Genomic DNA, 20,048 nt, shown 5'->3' with positions numbered 1-20,048 from the left:
TAACATGTAATTAATAGATGTACAACAGGTTAGTAGCACAAACATACTTTGCATTAATTGATAATAGCTTGACTAAAATGTTGAAAGAATTAATTATTTTTCTTATTTTTCACAAAAACCCATGCTTTCCTACTTGAAATTCTTGAAAAAATGCAAAAACAATTCATTACGTATTTAAAAGCTAAAACACAAGACAACACCTCGTTTGTAGAAGAAATAGCCAGCATTTTAGATATAGGCTATGACGCAGCTTACCGAAGAATTAATTTAAAAACATCATTATCGCTTGAAGAAACCGTAAAACTTGCAAAACATTATAAAATTTCATTAAATAAACTATTTGAAGTTGGTAGTCAAACTACAATACTTGCAGATTTATCGCCACCAATTCACAACAGAGAAGGTTTAGAAATGTGGTTAAAACAATCACACGATAGTGTTTATCCTTTAACAAAGCTTAAAAGTGCATCAATAATTTACTCCGCCAAGGATATTCCGCTTTTTCATACACTAAAAGACTCTTTTTTATCACGCTATAAAATATATGTTTGGTTAAAAGATGTTGATCCAGAAATGACAAGAAATAAAATATCTTTTGATGACTTTATAAAAGATATACCAGATTCATTACTAGAAAATGCTTTTAAATTGGGTGAAGTATATAAGGATATTAACATAACTGAGATATGGAATAACACCACTATTAATGGTACATTACAGCAAGTACTTTATTATTTTGAATCTGGAGCACTATCCAAAGAATTAGCTTTACTTATATGCACAGATATTGAAGATGTTATTAGACATGTTGAAAAACAAGCTATTCAACAATCATTAATCGGCTCTAAAAACAAGGCTATTTATAACTTATATATTAATGACATCCATACTATGAGTAATACTATTATGGTAAAAACGCCATATCAAAAAGTATTTTTTACGCCTTTTACAGTAATAAGTTATTTTAAAATAGAGCACCAACCCACTTGCGAGCTGATGTTCGAATTTTTTGAAAAACAAATGAGCATTTCCAAACTGTTAGTTAATGCTGGTGAAAAAGACCGCTCACTATTTTTTAATAGAATGCATCAAAAAATTAACAGATTAAGGGATCGTATTATTATTGACAATGATGCTTTTGATTTTGAATGATTGTATAATATATTATTCAGATAATACTTCCTTGTAATAAAAATGGGTACTGCCCTTAAAAAGTGACTTTTTTAGACTTTTTGTGTCATAATTATAATAAGGAATTTAAAATTATTTTTAATTTTTTGTAACATTTTTTAACGTTTGTACGTATAAATTATAGAAGGGAGTAGTAAATGCCCTAAAAATCAAGAACAATAATACATGAGACAACTTAAAATTACGAAGCAGGTTACCAATAGAGAAACAGCTTCGTTAGATAAATACCTGCAAGAAATAGGAAAAGTTGACTTAATTACCGCAGACGAAGAAGTAGAATTAGCACAACGCATTAAAGCTGGCGACCAGATAGCTTTAGAGAAGTTAACCAAAGCTAATTTACGTTTTGTAGTATCGGTAGCTAAGCAATACCAAAATCAAGGGCTTACATTACCAGATTTAATTAACGAAGGTAATTTAGGGCTAATTAAAGCGGCACAACGTTTTGATGAAACTCGTGGTTTTAAATTTATATCGTATGCGGTTTGGTGGATTCGTCAATCGATTCTTCAAGCATTAGCTGAACAATCGCGTATTGTACGTTTACCGTTAAATAAAATTGGTTCTATTAACAAGATTAATAAAACATTTGCTTTTTTGGAGCAAAGTCATGAACGCCCACCTTCTGCTGAAGAAATTGCAAAAGAATTGGATATGACCATTAACGACGTTAAGGAATCTATGAAAAATTCTGGACGCCATGTAAGTATGGATGCACCATTAGTTGAAGGCGAAGATTCTAACCTATACGATGTATTAAACAGTGGAGAATCGCCAAATCCAGATAAAGAATTATTACACGAATCCTTACGTACTGAAATTGAACGTGCTTTAGAAACCTTAACACCCCGTGAAGCAGATGTTATTCGTTTATATTTTGGTTTAGGTAATCAACACCCAATGACTTTAGAAGAAATAGGTGAGACTTTCGATTTAACTCGTGAGCGTGTAAGACAAATAAAAGAAAAAGCTATTCGTAGATTAAAACATACGTCTAGAAGCAAAATATTAAAAACATATTTAGGATAGTAATTAAATTACTACTAAATTACCACAACAAACAGTTTCACATAACTGTTCGTTTTTTGATTGATGAAAGAACCCGCGGCTGATTACCGCGGGTTTGTTTTTGCTCTTATTTTTTAAAAACATTGTAAGATTTTATCATAAAAATTGTGAGAAATATTTTTTTTTATTACCTTTATGTAAGATTTTAAGGATTTTTTGGTAAAACCAACCACAAATAACTTCTTATGCTAAAAACAATTTGTTACTTAAGCGACTTAAAAACTGAAGATTGTTATAGCAATTTAAGAGGCATTTATTCCAAAGCAAAAGAGAATAATAATAAAAATGGTATCTCTGGAATTCTTATTTATAAAAAGAAAAATTTCCTACAAGTTTTAGAAGGAGAAGAAGATGTCGTCAATGCAACTTTTAAAAGAATATTAAATGACAAAAGACATCACAATGTATTTTTGGTTATAGAAAATAACATTCGTTCTCGTTTTTTTGAGGATTATAATTTTGGCTTTACAATTATTAAAGACAAAGACACATGGGCAAGTTTAAAAGGTTATTTTAATTGGCTAAGAAATGCCGACAACAGAATAGCAAATGAAATTATAACAATGGTTGAAAACTTTATAGCACATTAATCTATTACTCTCAAAAAACTATTATTTTTGCTATAATTTCAACATATAAAAATGAATTATAAATTAATTGCCCCCTCTATTTTAGCAGCCGATTTTGCTAACCTTCAACGTGATATAGAAATGGTTAATCAAAGTGAAGCCGACTGGTTTCATATTGATATTATGGATGGTGTTTTTGTACCTAATATTTCCTTTGGCATGCCTGTTTTACAAGCTATTAGTAAACACGCTAAAAAAACTATTGATGTACATTTAATGATTGTTGACCCAGACCGATACATAAAAACCTTTGCAGAATTGGGAAGCAATGTATTAACGGTTCATTATGAAGCCTGTACCCATTTACACAGAACACTTCAAGCCATAAAAACAGAGGGCATGAAAGCAGGTGTAGCCTTAAACCCTCATACCAATATAAGCCTGTTAGAAGACACTATTAACGACATAGATCTTGTTTGCTTAATGAGCGTTAATCCTGGTTTTGGTGGTCAAAGTTTTATTAAAAACACTTATAAAAAAATAAAACAGTTAAAAGAACTTATTGTTAAAAAAGGAGCTTCTACACTAATAGAAATTGACGGAGGTGTTACTAATAAAAATGCGAAACAATTAGTTGATTCTGGAGCAGATGTTTTAGTTGCTGGTAGTTATGTTTTTAAAAGCGACAACCAAATAGGAACTATTAAAAGCCTGAAAGAAATTGCTAATTCTTAAAAATCAACTCAAAATATCTTTTACTACATGACCATGAACATCGGTTAACCTAAAACGTCTTCCCTGATGTTTAAAAACCAATCGCTCATGATTTATACCAAATAAGTGTAATAATGTAGCCTGAAAATCATGTACATGAACAGGGTCTTTTAGAATATTATAACTAAAATCATCTGTTTCTCCATAAGTAAAACCAGGTTTAACTCCAGCACCAGCCATAAACATAGTAAATGCTTTAGGATGGTGATCACGACCGTAATTAGTCTTTGTAAGCTGCCCTTGAGAATAAACCGTTCTTCCAAATTCTCCACCCCAAACAACCAAGGTATCATCAAGCATTCCGCGTTGTTTTAAATCTTTTATTAGAGCAGCATTTGCCTGATCTGTTTTTTTGCTTTGCGCTTTTACACCACCAGGACAGTCACCATGCCCATCCCATCCTTGATGATACAACTGTACAAACTTGACATCTTTTTCTAATAATTTTCTTGCCATTAAGCAATTTGCAGCATAAGTCCCAGGGTCTCTGCTATCTTCTCCATACATATCAAAAATATATTCTGGTTCGTCTGAAGTATCTGTGACTTCTGGAACTGAAGTTTGCATACGAAAAGCCATTTCATATTGAGACATGCGTGCTTTAATTTCAGGATCGCCATAAGTATCTGTTGCTACATCATTTAGCTTTCCTAAATAATCTATCATATTCCTCCTATCATTTCCATCATAATTTTCCGGATCGCTTAAATATAAAACAGGATCTTTACCTGATCTAAACTGTACACCTTGATGCTCTGTGGGCAAAAACCCATTACCCCATAAACGTGAGTATAAGGGTTGCCCTCCACCATTTTTAGATACTAAAGTTATAAAGGTTGGAAGGTTATCATTGTCTGAACCTAACCCATAACTTAACCAAGAACCTATTGAAGGTCGTCCAGGAAGTTGACTTCCTGTTTGAAAAAATGTTATTGCTGGATCGTGATTAATGGCATCAGTATGCATACTTTTTATAAAACATAAATCATCCACTACTTCAGACAAAAATGGCATTGCATCACTTACCCATGCTCTAGATTCACCATACTGCTTAAATTTTAAAGTTGAGGCTGCAATTGGAAAAGCGGTTTGGTCAGCACTCATTCCTGTTAGTCGTTGACCTTTACGAATAGATGCGGGAAGGTCTTTACCAAACATATCGACTAGTTTTGGTTTGTAATCAAACAAATCTATTTGAGAAGGTCCTCCACTTTGAAACAAATACACAATGCGGTTTGCCTTTGGTAAATGATGTGGTAATCCTAATCGGTTTTTATTATAAGCGTTTAAAACATCTGTGGCGTTTGAATTTGTATTTATTGCTCCAAAGGCTTTTTCGGTATTTAATAGAGAACCCAACGCTATTGCTCCAATTCCTAATGAGGTTTTCTTTAAAAAATTCCTTCTATCTATTTGCCTTTCAATATCCTGAAAATCTTTATTATTAGATTTTAATATGTTATGATGATTGCACATGAATATAATCTATCTTTTAGTAATTGTTGCATCCGAATTCATAATTGTACTAGCCACAACAGCATTAGCTGCAATTAAAGCTAGGTCTTTATTCTTTTTAATTTGATAAGCACCAGCATTAATCCAACCTTTTATTTTTGACTTATTGCTTTGAAATTTTTGGTATTCTTCTTTTTGAAGTTCAACTAAAATAGCAATCTCTTTAGGTTTAATTTGTCGACCTGTTAATTGCCTAAATACCCATGAAATCGCTTCTTTTGTATTAGAGTAACTTAACATTTTTTCACCTATAACTTTAGAAGCTTCAATAAATGTTGGGTCGTTTAACATAACTAAAGCTTGTAATGGTGTATTGGTTTCTTGTCGTCTTATTGTACAAACGCTTCTTGAAGGTGTATCGAAAGTTGATATTGTAGGATGCGGAACTGATCGCTTCCAAATGGTATACATACTTCTTCTATAAAGTTTATCACCTTTATCTTGCTTATACGATGCATTATTAACTCGCCACAAACCATCTGGTTGATAAGGTTTAACACTTTCTCCTCCAATTTTTTTGTTTAATAATCCTGAACCAGCTAAAACATTATCTCGTAGCATTTCTCCAGATAAACGTTTAGAAGGCCCTCTTGCTAAAAGCCTATTTTCTTTATCTATTTCATATAATTGTTTAGATACTACAGATGATTGTTGATAGGTATTAGACATTACAATTAACTTTTGCAAAGCTTTTACATCCCATCCAGATTCCATAAAATGAAGTGATAACCAATCTAATAATTCTGGATGAGTAGGCATTTCTCCTTGGTTTCCAAAATCTTCGCTGGTTTTAACTAATCCGTTACCAAAATAATGTTGCCAAAAACGATTTACTGCTACACGAGCTGTTAAAGGGTGGTCTTTATGAAATAGCCATTTTGCAAATCCTAATCTATTTTTAGGATAGTCTTTTGGCATAGGCATTAGCTTTTCTGGTACGTTTGGAAAAACAGCTTCTCCATAGGCATCATAAATTCCACGTTCTAATATATACGACTGTGTTGGCTCTTTTTTTTCTTTCATTACCATAACTTCCTGAATTTGTTCTACAGAGTCAACATACGTTTTCTTTAGTTTTGCCAATTCTTTTTGTAAAGGTTTTGTTTTTTGCAATGCTGTATTTAGGTAAAATAATTGCAACGCCTTTTTATCTGCTATAGTAAGAGATTCAACATCTTTAGAAAGTAACTCGTTTAAATTTGGGTTTTCAGATAATTTCAATAATTCTAATGGTGATAACGCTTTATTAAAAACTTTAATTTCATCTACAATAGCTCCTTTTATACCTTTACCTCTCCATCTTGCACCTAATTGTAGCGCAGGTTCATTACCGTTTCTAAATAAAATATCTTTATAAAGGTCATCAACCTTAACTTTAGTTTCCAGTTCTATTCCATTTAGGTATAATTTAAAACCTGATGCTTTACTTGTACCATTATAAGTTATTGCCAGATGAATCCATTTATTTTTCGGAACATCGTCAATAGATGTTTCAATAATGGCATTTCCAGGTGCAGTATTCGCCATTAATAATTCTAATTTATTATCGACAATTTTAAGATGATAACCACGCCAATTATATAAAATAGCACCATTTCCTTTATGAAATATGGTACCATTTTTAATATCTTCAGGAATCTTTGCCCATAACCCAATACTAAAAGAATCATTTCTACCAAATACACCTGTGTTTTTTAGGTGCAACCAAGTATCACCATCAAACTGAAGCCCTTTTCCAAATTTTCCATCTGCAAGATTTACTAAATGTTTCCCTTTTGTACCAAAACCAAACATAGCTCCTTTAATACTAGGGTTTAAAGCGTCTCGCAATTGTGTATTATCTAATTTGAAATGCGAAACTAAACCATTTAAAGATTTAGACTTAAGATTAGTTTTATAACTTTTATCAGAAACCCATTTATCAAAATTCTTGTCAATATCAGCCTTTTCTACATTTTTAATTTTACTCTCTGAGTCTTTAATAAGTTGCTCTAAGTAACTTATCATTTTTTCTTCTTCATCTGTAGTCAATAATAAAGTAGGGACTGGCATAGCATTATTAAGTGAAATTTGACCAGACTCATTTATATTATTAAAATAGCTAGTCATCTCATAAAAATTCTTTTGAGAAATGGGGTCGTATTTATGATCATGACAACGAGCGCAGGCTACCGTAAGCCCCATAAAAGCTTGCCCAACCGTACTAACTCTATCTACAGCGTATTCGACTAAAAACTCTTCATTTACAATACCACCTTCCATATTATTAGGATGCACCCTATTAAAGGCTGTTGCAAGTTTCATCTCTTTAGTTGCATTTTCTAATAAATCTCCTGCCAACTGCCATGTAACAAATTGGTTGTAAGGTATATTATCATTAAATGATTTAATTACCCAATCTCTCCATGGAGACATATCTCGATAGCGATCTACACTGTAGCCATGTGTATCTGCAAAACGAGACAAATCCATCCAACCCAGTGCCATTTGCTCTCCATAATGAGGAGAATTAAGCAATCTATTAACTTGTTTTTCATAAGCTTTTGGCGAGTTATCGTTTAAAAACGCATCTAATTCTTCAATAGTTGGTGGCAAACCTGTTAAATCAAAAGACAGTCTTCTAAGTAACAGCTCTTTATTAGCCTTTTCTGCAAGTGTAACACCCTCTTTTCGCAACCTTTTTAAAACAAAATTATCAATAGGATTATTTAAATTTTCTCTAAATTCAACTTCAGGAATTTCATATTTTTGAGGCTTGATAAATGCCCAATGATCTTTATATTCTGCACCTTTTTCTATCCACTTTATCAATGCTGCTTTTTCGTAATTTGATAAAGAAAGATGAGAATCTGGAGTAGGCATTATATAATTAGGATCATCAGAAAGGATGCGATGAAACAACTCACTTTTATTTAAATTACCAGGTTTAATAGCATATTTTCCTGGAGTATTTTGTAGTTCGGCATAAGCTAATTCTGGAAGATGTAATTGTAATCCAGCAGATATGGTATTATTATCTGGCCCGTGGCACAGATAGCATTTATCTGAAAGAATAGGTTTTATGTGTCTATTAAAATCAATATCCTTTGGAAGTTTTTCATACTCTTGTTGCACCATTTCAGGAAGTTCTTTACCACCACAGGAAAATAATACTAGTAAAATAAGAAGCCTAAATAAACTACCCTTTAACATAAAGTTTGTTTATATTTTTGTTAATTAACAAAAATATAAATTTTAAAGACAATTTCTTTCAATTATCAAGCTTATTTTAACTATGTATGTATGTACACTTGCTAAATACAAGCTTGATTTTTAACTGAATTTTATTTTAAAATTGTTTTAATAAATACTTTATTAAATCTGTAGTAGTAACAATACCTACTAAAATAGAATCGTCTACTACTGGAAGTGCATGAAATTCGTTTTCGGCTAAAATTTCTGCCGCTTCTTTAATGGTAGTATTACTGGATACACTAATAAGGTTTTTGGTCATAACTTGCTCTATAGTAAACATATTATAAACCACAAAATCTACATTACGCTCATCATTTGTAGCATCTGCAAAACTAATTCTAAGTAAATCTGAATAACTTAGCATACCTATTATAGTTTCTTCTGCAACTACAGGAATATGTCTAATATTATGTCTTTTAAAAAGCATTTCTGCTCTATCTAAATCATCAGCCCGTGTTAGAGCAATTACTTCTTTAGACATTATTTCTGAAACTGGAGTTCTTTTTTTCATGTTACTTTGTTTTAAATTCTACACTAAAATATAAATGAAAAAATGAAAAAAGCATGATAAAAATCATGAATTACTATATTTTTAATACCCTACAACATTAAAATTAAGCGTCTGCTTAACTTTATCATAAATTTTTGGGAATTGAGATTTGAATTCTTGCGGAGTTTCAATAAAATTTTCAATGACAACAGCAATAAATAAGTATAAAACTCTTTCCAATACACTTCTTTGTTTCTATTTAATTTTATAACTAAAAAGGTTATCATTTAGTATTGAATTTTATATTTTTTTATTACTTCAAAAACCCCTAGGTCTTTTGCTTCTCTTTTAAAATTGGTTGGAGGTATTCCAAACTCTTCTTTAAAACACTTTGTAAAATATTTAGAATCTTTATAACCTACCATATATGAAGCTTCAGATATATTATAGCCTTTTTGAATAATAAGTAGAGCAGCTTTTTTTATCTTAAGCGATCTAACTAACTCAACAATTGTTTTACCTGTAATATCTTGACATTTTCTATAAATTACGGAGTAACTCATATTTAATGAATTTGACAATTCTTCTAGTTTAAAATCTGGATTTTCTATTTGTTTTTTTAATTCTTCAACTAAATCTTTGATAAAAATATCATCCTTTGAAAGTTCTTCTATTTGGCTGGGGTTACTTAACCTGTCAATTTTATATTTTGACAAAACCTTTTCTTTTGATTCTATAATATTCTTTATTTTTAAAGAAAGCTCTTGAAAATTAAAAGGCTTTACAATATACTCTATCGCTCCTGATTTTAAACCCGCAAGTCTTGTTGGAGTTGAATTTTTAGCAGTAAGTAAAATAACAGGTATATGCATAGTAGATTTCTTTTTATGGAGCTTTTTACTCATTTCTATTCCATCCATAACAGGCATCATAATGTCACTAATTATCAAATCTGGAGTGTGTTTTTCTGCCAATTTTAAACCTACTTTTCCATTTTCTGCTATAAGTAAATTATAAGTATCGCTTAAAACGTCGCGCAAAAATATTTGCATTTCAATATTATCTTCAACAATTAATAATGTATGGGTATGTTTTTCTTTTTTATCTACTTTTAAACCAAACTCTTTTTCAAGTGAATTAAAATTGGATGCTAAAGTGTCCGAAATAGGTTTCGTATTATGAATAAATACTTTTTCGTCTTCAGAAAAAATATCATCTTTTGTAGAAAGTTTAATCGAGAAACAGGTTCCTAATTCAGAAGAAGATTCAACGTTAATCTCACCTTTGTGTAATGATACTAGTTCTTTTGTAAGTGCTAAACCAATACCAATACCTTTTTTATGTTTCCCAATATCAGTTTGGTAAAAAAGTTTAAAAATATCTTCAAGTTCTGTTTCTGGAATACCTGGACCTGAATCAGTTACAGATATCTCAACAAAATCATCATCAGTATTACAAACTGTTTTCAAAGAGATTTCGCCTTCCTTTGGGGTAAACTTAAAAGCATTTGAAAGTAGATTATAAATTACATGTTCAATTTTATCTCTATCATACCAAATATTAACTGGTTTATTTGGATATTCTTGTACAAAATCTATATTTTTAAACCTTGCCTGCTCGCTAAATGATAAAGCGATATGCTTTAGGTGATCAATTAAATTATTATTTGAAGCAAAAACACGTAGCTTGCCAAGTTCTTTGTTTCTAACAGTCATGAGTTCCATGGCTATTCTAGAGAGCCTGTTAGCATTATTGCTTATAATTTGCAAGCGCTGCTTTAATAACTGATTTTTATTTGCAGAAGCTCGTTCTAACATATCTTCTATGGGACCTAAAATTAAAGTTAGAGGTGTTTGAATCTCGTGAGACATTTTTGCGAAAAAATTCATTTTCATTGCATATAACTCTTTTTCTTTATTATTTTGCCACGCTTCTTTAGCTAATTTGTTTTTTAAGCGAACCCATATGGTAATACCATAAATTAATAGTAGACTCGCTATAAAGTATACTATGTAGGCCATATTGCTATGCCACCAAGGCGGTTTAATATTAATGGCAACTTGTATTGGAGCAATATTCCATTCTCCTTTTTTTGATCCAGCTTTTACTTCAAATATATAATCTCCGTAAGGTATGTTGGTATAAGTAGCTATGCGGTCATTTTTCGGGATAATCCAATCGGCATCAAAACCATTCAATTTATAGGCATAGTGATAATTAGGATTTATTACGTTATCAATTGCTGAAAATTGAAATGAAAACGACGATTGGTTAGAGTTTAAGTTAAGTTCTTGTATATATTCAATACCGCCTTTTATTTGATCTCCAATTATAGAACGAGCCGGTTTGTTTAAAATTTCAATGTTATTTATATACAATTTCGCTTTGACTTCTTCTTTATTTAACTGAGAGGGTAAAAAAGAATTAACACCATCTTCACTTCCAAAATATAATATTCCTTCAGAGTCCTTAAAAGCACTTCTTCGGGTAAAACTATTACTTTGAAATCCATCAATTCTATAGAAAGACTTAAATGTGTCATCTTCTATATTATAATGATGTACCCCATTATTACTGGAAATCCATAAATTATTTGAGTCTTCAAATAAAATAGAGTTTAGCACTATATTTTTAAAATGATTTTTGTTTGCTAACGACTCATAGGTATTGTCCTTAAGTTTAAATTTTTGTAGCATTCCAGAGGCACACAAAATCCATAAATTCCCTTTATAATCAGGTAATAATGAATGAATATTATAGTTACGCGAATCATTTTTTTGTTTTAAAAAATAATTGTGTTTTGTAAAATAAGATTTGTTAATGTCATTAAAGTTTTCATTAAACTTAAACAATTTATTAGGATTTATGCCCGCCCAAATTGTTCCATTTTCATCTTCATTTATTGCCATGGATATACTCCCAAATAAACCATTATCATCATAATCAAAGTTTGCAACTTGTTCTTGGTTGTCTGAAAAAACATTTATTGAATTTGATGAGGCCACCCAAATTCTATTTTTTGAATCTTTAAACAAGGCTCTAATATCTGAAGCATATATTCCACTTGAGTTGGAAGTGTTAACTTTAGTAAAATATCTAGAGTCTTTATTATAAACCCATAATCCCTTTTGATAAGTGCCTATCCAGATGTTTCCTTTGGCATCTTCAACAAGAGATTGAACATATCTTCCTTCAAAAAAGTATTCTCCCTTTTTGTTTATATCATATTGAACTTTGGTATTGTTGGGGAAAACCCTATTCAATCCTTTTCCATCTGTACCTAACCATAAAGAATTATCTGAAGATTTTAATATAGAAAGCACATTAGTGGGAGTATTGTTTTCTAAACCGTTATAATATTTAATATTGTTGTTGTTGTTTGGAAGAATATTTATCTCACCTTTTTTTGCTAAAACCCAAATATTACCTTTTGAATCTTCATTGATGTTAATGATAGTGTTATTACTAATAGAAAATTTGTTTGTTTCTTCATGCTTGTAAGTAGTTATTTTATCATTTACAGGATTAATTGAATAAAGCCCGTCTCCATCTGTTCCTGCCCATATTTTTCCTGACTTATCACAGAAAACAGAAATGTACATGTGATGCTTTTGCCCAGTTTTTGAGGAATCTAAATTATTATATTGTTTAAAACTATTATTATTTTGTTTAGGACTATACCTAAATAACCCATCTAATTCAGTAGCAATCCAAAGTTCTCCATTTTTATCATTTACTATTTTAATTGTTTGCGTTTTATCCTTTATAGGAAGTTTTAAAGCTTTAAACGTGTTTGTTGTTAATGAGTAACTGTAAACTTTTCCCCTAAATGTACTAATCCATATTTCTTTAAAGTTAGTAATAGCAATACTTCCTACTCTTTGAGGCAAATCATTTAAACTAGGTAAAGCAGCAATACTATCAATTTTAGAGTTAATAAAATCATGCTTATACAGTATGCCATTTATGCTTCCAAACCACATATCTTTTGCATAGGCTTTCATGGCAGAGATTTGTTGAGGAGCTTTGTTATATAAAATCTCTTTTTTATATGATGTATTAACTCCATTTGCTCCAATTTTGGTTAATTCACCATTAAAAGAAGAAATCCAAATATTATTATTGCCATCTTTATTCATTAAAAAATCCCTATCTCTTACATACTCAGCACCAAAAAGAGATTTGTATGGTGTTAATGAAAAGCTATAACCATCATACTTGCCAAGTCCTTCGGTTCCAAAAACTCTAATAAATCCTAAATTGTCTTCAACAATGTTTGAATTACCAAAAAAAATTTCATTCAACTTTATGAAATTTGATTTTTCTTGACTAAAACCTATTGCATTTACAAACAGTAAAAATTTAAATAGAATAAAGGTTTTTGAAAAGTAGTTCATCTTTAGTCAAGAATAAAAGTAAACAGTTTTGATATTATTTTTTATTTAAAAAATGTGTAAAACTATTTTGAGAGGATTTGTTCAAATTTACAAGTTTAGATTTATTAACAAAAGATTTATCAATCAAAAAAAAAAAAAAACTAGTGTGATTTAATAGATTAATACTTATAAGAGACATGTTAATCAAAAATGGTAGGTATATTTATCTAAACTTGCTTTTTTGAGTAAAATACAAGTCGTTTTAGATAAAAAAACCCACCATAATATACTAGGAATATTTAAATATTTGTATAGATGAATTGTACTTTGTTAAGTACATTATTGTTAATAAAAGAAATTTATATAATGAATAGACGTCGAAATTTTGTTAAGCAAGCTGCATTGGCAAGTGCAGGACTTACCATATTGCCAAGTTTAACCTATGCTAAAACTATTAATGACAATACAAACAAGTTAAAACTAGCATTTATTGGTGTTGGTTTAAGAGGAACTAATCATTTAAACAATGCTTTAATAAGAAAAGATGTAGAGATAACAGCTATTTGTGACATAGACCCTAATCGTATAAAAATAGCTTTAGATAAGATTAGCAAGGCAGGAAAGAAAGAACCACAAGTTTTTGGAAAAAGTGATTATGATTACAGAAATCTATTAGAATTAAAAGAAGTAGATGCTGTTATTATATCAACACCATGGCTTTGGCATACCAGAATGGCAGTAGATACTATGAAAGCTGGCAAGTACACAGGTTTAGAAGTATCGGCAGCCAATACATTGGAAGAATGCTGGGATTTAGTAAATACACATGAACAAACAGGAACACATTTAATGTTGTTGGAAAATGTAAATTACCGTCGGGATGTTTTAGCTGTTTTAAATATGGTAAAACAAAATGTTTTTGGCGAATTGGTTCATTTTAGATGTGGTTACCAACACGATTTACGTTTCGTTATGCTTAATGATGGAAAGACAGCTTATGGTAAAGGTGTAGAGTTTGGTGATAAAGGTATATCGGAGTCGGCTTGGAGAACACAACATTCAGTATTAAGAAACGCAGATGTTTACCCAACCCACGGCGCTGGGCCAATAGCTGCTATGTGCGACATCAACAGAGGCAATAGGTTTGTATCACTAACCTCTCATGCCACAAAAAGTAGGGGGATGCATAATTATATTGTTGAACATGGCGGAGAAAATCATCCAAATGCAAAAGTAAACTTTAAAATGGGCGATGTTATTACATCAACCATAGAAACAGCCAATGGAGAAACCATTATAGTTACCCATGATGTACACTTACCAAGACCTTATTCATTAGGTTTTAGGGTTCAGGGCACAAAGGGGCTATGGGAAAAGGATGGAGACAGAATACATGTAGAAGGCATTTCTAAACCTCACAAGTGGGATGATTCTAAAGCTTGGTTGGAAAAATACGATCATCCACTTTGGAAAAAATATGGCGAACATGCCACAGGTGCAGGTCATGGCGGTATGGACTTTTTTGTGTTACATGCTTTTGTAGAATCTGCAAAACAAAATATAGCACCTCCAATGGATGCCTACGACGCTGCTGCGTGGAGTGCTATTACCCCATTATCTGAACTATCCATAGAAAACAATGGCGAACCACAGGATTTTCCTGATTTCACAAGAGGTATGTGGGTAAAGAACAAACCTTATAACTGGATTAAAGACAGCTATTAAATAAAAATTAGAATATGAAAACTAAATCAAACTTTAAATTATGAGAAAACTATTAACTTTAAAACTTTTAGGGATTTTGTTGGTGCTTACCTGTTCGATGCAGGCTCAGCAAAAGACCGTTGAAGGTACGGTTACGGACGAAGCAGGATTTCCTTTAGCAGGTGCTACTATAGCCGTAAAAGGAACAACTACAGGAGCTTCGGCAGACTTTGACGGGAAATATTCATTAACTGTTAATGAAAATGCAACACTTGTGGTGTCCTACATAGGATATCTTGTTCAAGAAGTTGCAGTTGCTGGCAGAACCACTATAAATATTACTTTACAGGAAGATGTTTCACAGCTTGATGAGGTAGTAGTAGTAGGTTTTGGTACACAGAAAAAGGACAACGTTTCTGGAGCGACATCCTTTGTTAAAATGGATGAAATTATTGCAGATCGGCCAATTGTTAATGCTGCAGAAGCACTGCAAGGTGTAGCTGCTGGATTGCAAGTAACCAATAGTACGGGCCAGCCAGGATCAAACGGCGTTGGTATTAATATTCGTGGATTTACTTCTATTAATGGAGGTACACCATTAATTTTAATTAATAATGTACCTGGAAGTATTAACGATATAAACCCAAGTGATATTGAGTCTATTTCTGTACTTAAAGATGCGGCATCTTCTTCTATTTATGGAGCTAGAGCTGCTTTTGGGGTGGTTATTATTACTACAAAGCAGGCTAAACGTAATGAAAAAGTCAAGTTTTCGTACAATACGACTACAAGTATTTCTAATCCTTCTGATTTACCCGAAAAAGCGACAACAAGAGAATTTATTGAAGCTTTAAACGATTGGGGTGAAAGAAGTTATTTTGCTGGTCAAAATGTGCAAGATTGGCTAGGATATTTAGATTTATATGATTCTAATCCAGGTCAATTAAATTTAATTAAGGATCCTGTTAATGGAACAACCTATCCCATTCATTTTGATACAGCAACTAATCAACATTATCCTTTAGCAGATTCTAATCATATTGATGAGTTTTTAAATAGTTTTGGATATCAAACTATTCATAATTTCACAATTGCTGGAGGAGGAGAAAAAGTAGCTTATCGCTTAGGTACTGGTTATAGCTACGAAGATGGTATTATGGTAACAAATCAAGATAATTTTAAAAAGTATAATATTAATGGGTTAGTAACTGCTGATATTGCTTCTAACCTTGTATCAACAACTAATATTTTATACAGATCTAGTGTACAAAGCCGACCTAGAGCTTCATATTCTGCAGCTATTCAAAATCGTATGTACGATCCAACAGGTTGGTTTGAGTACGAACCAGAGGGCGTAATATTACCCTTTGGATCTACAGCTAATAAAGTTCGGTATACAGTCCCTTCAAAAACATATGATGATAACCTGAGGCTTTTTGAAAAACTCGAGTGGAAACCAATTAAAAATGTTAGTCTTACAGGAGAATATACTTATGAAAAAAATAATGTAAGTACATTAAGTATAAATAATGGACAACGCTTTATTAGCACCTTTAGGTTTAATCCTGAAACATTAGCCGAAAATGTATTTACTAATACAAGTTTGGCGCGTTCAAAAAATCAAAGAGTTTATAATGGTTTAAACTTATATGCAAAATACAATGTTAGTTTAGGAGATCACAATATTAATGTGTTAGCCGGTTTAAACAGAGAAAGTGAGAGTTTCGAATCTTTATCAACTTCTAGAAATGGCTTAATCGATCCAACAACGGCTACTTTCGAGCTGGCAGAAGGTGAAAATTTCGACATTAGTGAATCGTTTTATGATTGGGCAGTAGTTGGTTATTTTGGACGTTTAAATTACAACTATAAAGAACGCTATTTTGCAGAAGCTAATTTACGATATGACGGTTCTTCTATTTTTGATGAAGGCGATCGTTATGTGCTTTTACCTTCATTTTCTGTTGCTTGGAATGTAGCTAAAGAACCGTTTATGCAGAATGTAGATTTTATATCTATGCTAAAACCAAGAGCCTCTTGGGGAGAAATTGGAAATCAAATTGCAAGAAAGCTTAATGGAAGTAGAGATTATTATCCATTTAATCCTGGATATGAAAGCTTCTTTGCTTCGTGGACGAATTTAGAAACCGATTTGCGCTATTTAACTTTTAATCCTGCACAGTTAATTAGTGCTGGATTAACTTGGGAAAGAGTAATATCCAGTAATATTGGGCTAGATTTAAGAATGTTTAAAAATCGCCTAAGCACTAGTTTTGAAATATATAAAAGAGAAACTATAGGGATGTTAGCAGCAGGACAACCACTACCAGATATACTTGGTACTGCTGCTCCATTTCAAAATGTAGCAGATTTAGAAACTAAAGGATGGGAAGTAGAAGTAGGTTGGAATGACCGTATTGGAGACTTAACATATAATATTAATGTGAATCTATTCGATAACACATCTAAAATTACAAAATTCGATAACCCTGGTGGCTTAATAGGTCGTAATTACGTTGGTCGAGAAATTGGAGAAATTTGGGGTTATGTAACCGATGGCTATTACACCGCAGATGATTTTGTGCCAGGAACACTTAATGCTGATCTAGAGGGACCTAATAGGGAGCTAAAACCTGGAGTGCCTACTTTTATAGGTAACACACCATATCCGGGCGATGTGAAATTTAAAGATTTAGATGGCGACGGTTATATAGCGGCTGGAAATTCATCATTAATAACAGAATTAGACGATCAAGGAAACCCAGTAGTTAATGCCGACGGCGTAATTACTACAGGACTAGGTGATAGAAAAGTGATTGGCAACAACCAAAAACATTACCAATTTGGTATTAATGGTGCTGTTCAATATAAGGGCTTTGATGTCTCTTTTGTGTTAAGTGGTGTTGCTAAAGAAGATGGCAATAGAAATTCAGACCTCATTTGGCCTTTTCGAGGAGGTTTTGATCATATTTATAAACATCAACTCGATTATTGGACTCCAGACAATCAAGATGCTTATTACCCTAGAATGTATGGCGATGCGAGTAATGGCAATACAGGCGGTAATTATGGAAGAAATAGAAGAACCCAAACCAAATATTTAAGCGACGAAAGCTATTTACGTATCCAAAATATTACATTTGGATATAGTTTAGATGGTAAACTTCTTGATAAATTAAACATTGATAAGTTAAGAGTGTTTGTTTCTGGAAACAACATACATACCTTCGATAAATTACCCAAGGGGCTAGACCCAGATCAAAGTTCTAATGGGGTATATCCTATTATGACCAGATATTCAATGGGTATTAATCTTTCATTTTAAATAAAAATAATTATGAAAAACTTAAAATACATATTAATAATTCTTTTAAGCGGTATCCTTTTTACAGCTTGTAACGAAGAAGATTTTTTAGATAAAACTCCTAAAGACGAACTGTCTGCTGCGACTATTTTTAGCACATACAACAATATAAAAACATATTCATGGAGTTTTTATGATTTTTTAGAGTCTTATGGGAGGAGCACAAGTTGGGCCGCTACTAGAGATTTAGATGGCGATTTAATGCAAACTAACGGTAGACGAAGTTACTTATATGCATCATACAATATTCCTAATAGTGATGGCAGATACAGTTCTAGCTATTCAAACATTCGTAAAGTAAATATAATGCTAGATCATTTAGATGAATCTAATATCACAGAAGAAGAAAAAAATCATTGGCGTGGTGTAGGCTTGTTTTTTAGAGCACACGAATACTTTACATTGTTATCTACTTTTGGTGGTGTAACTTGGGTAGAGAATGAATTAACAGATTTAGATACCGATCTTTTATACGCACCAAGAGATAGTCGTGATTTGGTAGCAGACAATATACTTAGAGACCTTTTGTTTGCAGTCGATAATATTAAAGAAAATGGTGATGGAGATAACACTATTACGGCAGATGTTGCCAGAGCTTTGCTTTCGCGTTTTGGATTGTTTGAAGGGACGTGGCGTAAATATCATGGTCTAGCTAGTTCAGAAAAATTTCTTAATGCCTGTATTACCGCATCTCAAGAATTAGTAAATAAGCACCCATCTATAATGAGTAATTACGACCATGTATTTAATAGCGAAAATTTAGCTGGACAACCTGGTATTTTATTGTATAAGCATTATATTATTGATGAATTAACACATTGGGTGTCAACAGATACGAGATCAACCAATAATAAGTACGATATTACTAGAAAAGGAATCGACAAATTTTTAACTAAAAATGGAATGCCAATTTATAATGCAGGAAATACGCAATATCTTGGAGATAAGAATTTTAATGATGAATTTAAAAATCGAGATAATCGTTTGTTGATTATGACACCTCCTCCATATAAAGTTACAGGTGATGGTGGGCAGGAATTTGACTTTCTATCTACAGATCTAAATGATCCAACTAGAGAATATTTTTCAATATTAGAATCTATTACTAGCGGCTTTCCGTATAAGAATTTACCAGATCGTAATTGGTCAGGACGTGTTACGGGTGAAGTGCCAAACTTTACAAAATTAGTACCTACTCAAACAAATAACGGGTATCGTTTTTGGAAAGTATGGAATGAGCATAATTATAAAGTGTCTTCTGCAGATGTAAGTGACTGTCCAATATTTAGAATGGGTGAGGTGATGTTAAATTATGCAGAAGCGGCCTTTGAAATGGGACAATTTAATCAAGCCATTGCCGATGCTACTATTACAAAATTAAGAGCAAGAGGTGGTGTGGATCCTATGGATGTGGGTGCTATAACTGCAGATTGGGACCCGATGCGCGACCAAAGTGTAGATCCAGTTTTATGGGAAATACGTCGTGAACGCGCTATTGAACTTATGGGTGATGGTTATAGACGAGATGATTTAAGACGATGGAAAAAAATGGATTATGCAACCGAAATAAAATTAGGTCGCTGGGTAAGTAAATCCGATTACCCAACAGTAAAAATTCAAAATAATGCTTCAGAAGGGTATATTCAAGCAATTGACGATATCCCTCCGGCATTCCCAGAGTATTATTACTTATACCCTATACCTTCTAATGAGCGTGTAATTAATCCAAATTTGGATCAAAATCCAGATTGGTAATCGTTAAT

Annotated in this window: 11 protein-coding genes; 7 read left to right on the top strand and 4 right to left on the bottom strand. The window is 32.0% G+C overall.

Annotation, left to right across the window (positions count from 1 at the left end):
• Positions 1-150: 150 nt before the first annotated feature.
• The 4 genes from L3X37_RS04625 (at position 151) to rpe (ending at position 3,563) form a co-directional block, all read left to right on the top strand.
• Positions 151-1,152, top strand: coding sequence for a hypothetical protein (locus L3X37_RS04625; protein ID WP_237238997.1), 1,002 nt, complete (start codon positions 151-153; stop codon positions 1,150-1,152).
• 204 nt (positions 1,153-1,356) lie between these two features.
• A complete protein-coding gene (locus L3X37_RS04620) occupies positions 1,357-2,220 on the top strand; it encodes a sigma-70 family RNA polymerase sigma factor (RefSeq protein ID WP_019387909.1) in 864 nt (287 codons plus the stop codon).
• 224 nt (positions 2,221-2,444) lie between these two features.
• On the top strand, positions 2,445-2,849 hold the full coding sequence (locus tag L3X37_RS04615) for a BLUF domain-containing protein (protein WP_237238996.1): 405 nt from the start codon (positions 2,445-2,447) through the stop codon (positions 2,847-2,849).
• Positions 2,850-2,900: 51 nt separating this feature from the next.
• Entirely contained in the window at positions 2,901-3,563 is a 663-nt protein-coding gene (gene rpe, locus L3X37_RS04610) for a ribulose-phosphate 3-epimerase (RefSeq protein WP_237238995.1), read from the top strand.
• A 3-nt stretch (positions 3,564-3,566) separates the two neighbouring features.
• On the opposite strand, the gene L3X37_RS04605 is transcribed toward rpe, so the two are convergent.
• The 4 genes from L3X37_RS04605 to L3X37_RS04590 all read right to left on the bottom strand — a co-directional run bounded on the left by L3X37_RS04605 (position 3,567) and on the right by L3X37_RS04590 (position 13,145).
• Positions 3,567-5,078 carry a DUF1501 domain-containing protein gene (locus L3X37_RS04605; RefSeq protein WP_237238994.1) on the bottom strand — a complete coding sequence of 504 codons (1,512 nt, stop codon included), beginning with the start codon at positions 5,076-5,078 and terminating at the stop codon, positions 3,567-3,569.
• 9 nt (positions 5,079-5,087) lie between these two features.
• Positions 5,088-8,309, bottom strand: a complete 3,222-nt coding sequence (locus L3X37_RS04600; RefSeq protein ID WP_237238993.1) for a DUF1553 domain-containing protein — start codon at positions 8,307-8,309, stop codon at positions 5,088-5,090.
• 136 nt (positions 8,310-8,445) lie between these two features.
• Positions 8,446-8,862: a CBS domain-containing protein gene (locus L3X37_RS04595; RefSeq protein ID WP_237238992.1), complete on the bottom strand. Its 417-nt coding sequence runs from the start codon at positions 8,860-8,862 to the stop codon at positions 8,446-8,448.
• 266 nt (positions 8,863-9,128) lie between these two features.
• Entirely contained in the window at positions 9,129-13,145 is a 4,017-nt protein-coding gene (locus tag L3X37_RS04590) for a two-component regulator propeller domain-containing protein (protein ID WP_237238991.1), read from the bottom strand.
• 438 nt (positions 13,146-13,583) lie between these two features.
• Here L3X37_RS04590 and L3X37_RS04585 point away from each other — a divergent pair, with 438 nt between their 5' ends.
• From L3X37_RS04585 to L3X37_RS04575, 3 genes are read left to right on the top strand one after another with little or no spacing between them, the layout of a single operon-like run.
• Entirely contained in the window at positions 13,584-14,942 is a 1,359-nt protein-coding gene (locus tag L3X37_RS04585; protein ID WP_237238990.1) for a Gfo/Idh/MocA family protein, read from the top strand.
• Between the two features lie 40 nt (positions 14,943-14,982).
• Positions 14,983-18,246: a SusC/RagA family TonB-linked outer membrane protein gene (locus tag L3X37_RS04580; protein ID WP_237238989.1), complete on the top strand. Its 3,264-nt coding sequence runs from the start codon at positions 14,983-14,985 to the stop codon at positions 18,244-18,246.
• A gap of 12 nt (positions 18,247-18,258) precedes the next feature.
• Positions 18,259-20,040 (top strand): RagB/SusD family nutrient uptake outer membrane protein, encoded by a 1,782-nt coding sequence (locus tag L3X37_RS04575; RefSeq protein WP_237238988.1) that lies wholly within the window; start codon positions 18,259-18,261, stop codon positions 20,038-20,040.
• Positions 20,041-20,048 lie beyond the last annotated feature (8 nt).

It is taken from the genome of Wocania arenilitoris, assembly GCF_021728535.1.
GTDB classification, from domain to species: domain Bacteria; phylum Bacteroidota; class Bacteroidia; order Flavobacteriales; family Flavobacteriaceae; genus Wocania_A; species Wocania_A arenilitoris.
The sequence above is the reverse complement of the archived record's forward strand: the minus strand, read 5'-3'. Positions and strand labels throughout refer to the sequence as shown.

Excerpts from the sequence above, each read along its gene's own strand:
- L3X37_RS04620 (WP_019387909.1), top strand. The coding sequence starts at position 1,357 with ATGAGACAACTTAAAATTACGAAGCAGGTTACCAATAGAGAAACAGCT.
- L3X37_RS04580 (WP_237238989.1), top strand. The coding sequence starts at position 14,983 with ATGAGAAAACTATTAACTTTAAAACTTTTAGGGATTTTGTTGGTGCTT.
- L3X37_RS04605 (WP_237238994.1), bottom strand. The coding sequence starts at position 5,078 with ATGTGCAATCATCATAACATATTAAAATCTAATAATAAAGATTTTCAG.
- rpe (WP_237238995.1), top strand. The coding sequence starts at position 2,901 with ATGAATTATAAATTAATTGCCCCCTCTATTTTAGCAGCCGATTTTGCT.
- L3X37_RS04600 (WP_237238993.1), bottom strand. The coding sequence starts at position 8,309 with ATGTTAAAGGGTAGTTTATTTAGGCTTCTTATTTTACTAGTATTATTT.
- L3X37_RS04585 (WP_237238990.1), top strand. The coding sequence starts at position 13,584 with ATGAATAGACGTCGAAATTTTGTTAAGCAAGCTGCATTGGCAAGTGCA.
- L3X37_RS04615 (WP_237238996.1), top strand. The coding sequence starts at position 2,445 with ATGCTAAAAACAATTTGTTACTTAAGCGACTTAAAAACTGAAGATTGT.
- L3X37_RS04575 (WP_237238988.1), top strand. The coding sequence starts at position 18,259 with ATGAAAAACTTAAAATACATATTAATAATTCTTTTAAGCGGTATCCTT.
- L3X37_RS04595 (WP_237238992.1), bottom strand. The coding sequence starts at position 8,862 with ATGAAAAAAAGAACTCCAGTTTCAGAAATAATGTCTAAAGAAGTAATT.
- L3X37_RS04625 (WP_237238997.1), top strand. The coding sequence starts at position 151 with ATGCAAAAACAATTCATTACGTATTTAAAAGCTAAAACACAAGACAAC.